1 protein-coding gene is annotated in these 1,898 nt (G+C 75.1%); it reads right to left on the reverse strand.

Annotated features, from left to right (window positions below; genetic code table 11):
- Positions 1-116: 116 nt before the first annotated feature.
- A partial coding sequence (locus ADY59_RS47175; RefSeq protein WP_231619253.1) for a PH domain-containing protein occupies positions 117-1,898 on the reverse strand: 1,782 nt, incomplete at its 5' end.

The following is a 1,898-nucleotide window of genomic DNA, read 5'->3' on the forward strand; positions in this document are numbered from 1 at the left end:
GCCCACCTGAGGCCCCGCGCCCTACCGCCCCAGGGCCTCGAACTGCCGACCCGAGGCCGCGCACTGCCGACCCGGGGTCGGGCACTGCCGTAAGCGTGACCGCGTAGGACGCTTCCTCAGGAACCGTCGTCGCGGCTTTCGGGGGCGGGCGTGAGGAAGGGGGCCAGCCAGTCGGGCGTCACCTCGGCCGGGAAGGCCCTGGCCTGGGCCTCGGAGACGTCGATGGCCGAGTAGCCGCCCTTGCCCGCGCCCACCCCGGCCGTCAGCGTCAGGACGCCGGCGCGCCGCTGGAACCAGGTCTGCCGCATCCGCCATCCCACGACGGCACGCCGTTCCACCACCGCCTGCGTACGCCGCAACGACCCGGAGCGGACGGCGACCCTGTCCCCGTCGTACCCGTGACCGAGCGATCGGTAGCGGTCAAGCCCCAGCGGCACGCCCAGGGCGGCCAGCAGAAGGGCCAGCACCAGGACGATCCACCACATCAGCGACGCCGTCAGCACGGCGGCCGCGGTGGCGAGGGCGGCGACGACGAGCCACGGGAAGACGGCGCGGAACAGGCGCCGGTTGCGCGCCACCAGCGGGTGCGGGCGCAGCTCCCCCCGGTAGGGACCGACGGCGTCGCCGGTGACCTGGCGGGCGACGCCCTGCGGCACCACCGGCAGCAACTGGCCGCGCGTCTCCGAGTCGCCCAGGCCGGTCACGATGGCCCACGCGCGGGCGACGCCGGCCCAGCGTTCGGCGAGACCCTCGGCGATCTCGTATCCGCGTACGCGCCGCGACTCCAGCGACACGCTGCGCCGGTTGATCAGCCCGCGTTCGGCGACCAGGTAGCCGTCGCGCCGTTTGAGCCTGAAGTCCCAGTTGAACACCGCGTACATCACGCCACCCACGAACGGCATGGCCACCACCAGCAGCACCGCGACCGCCACGAGCAGCCACGGGTGTTCCCAGAGCCAGGTGCCGGCCGTCCACGCGGCGTCCCTGCCGAACCCGAGCTCGTTGCCCCACTGGAAGGCCAGCCCCACGGCACCGCCCGCCAGCGCGAACGGGGTGAGCAGGTACGCCCCCGACAGCGGCCCGTACAGCAGCCACCTGCGCGGCACGGCCGTGATGACGCGCTCCTGGGGCTCGTGCGGCCGCTCCCGGGCACCGGTCGCGTCCGGCACGGCCCCGGCCGGGGCGGTGCCGGGCGGCCCCGTCGAGGCGGGCCCGGGGGCGGCGGATCCCTCCGGGATGCCCGGCTCCGCCCGGCGGACGGCCGAGGTCGCGGCGCGGCGCAGGAGGACGGGCTTGAGTCGTTCGGCCTCGTGCCGCGTGACGCCGTCGAGCGTCGCCTCGCCGTCGCCGCCGCTCGCCCCCGTGTCGATCTTCAGTACGGCCAGGCCGAGTAGCCGGTGCATGGGCGGGGTGGACACGTCGACGCCACGCACCCGTTCCAGCGGGATCGCGCGCACCGACCGGCTGATCAGCGAGCGTTTGATCTCCAGGCGGTCGCCGACGATCTCGTACGTGAAGGTGGCCCAGCGGACGACCGCGAACACCACCGTGCCGACCAGGCCGAGCGCCGCCCACAGGTAGGACCTGCCGGAGAAGCCGCCCACCACGAGCACCCCGATCAGGGGCACGAGCAGCGACGGCAGCATCCGCACCGGGTCGATGAGCAGCACCTTGGGGCTCAACCGCAGCGGCACCCGGGGCGGCCCGAACCCCCCAGGCCCCAGCGGCGGGACACCCGCGGGCGGCACCCCTCCGGCAACCGGCGGCCCCTGCGGCGGCACTCGCTCATCGGCGGGCTTCAGGCACGACGCCATCCCGGCGGGCGTCCAGGCGATCCGCGACCTGGGCGCGGCGAACGGCTTCTCGGTCACCGCCACCGAGGACGCCGGGGCCTTCAC

The organism is Nonomuraea sp. SBT364 (assembly GCF_001083785.1).
GTDB lineage: Bacteria > Actinomycetota > Actinomycetes > Streptosporangiales > Streptosporangiaceae > Nonomuraea.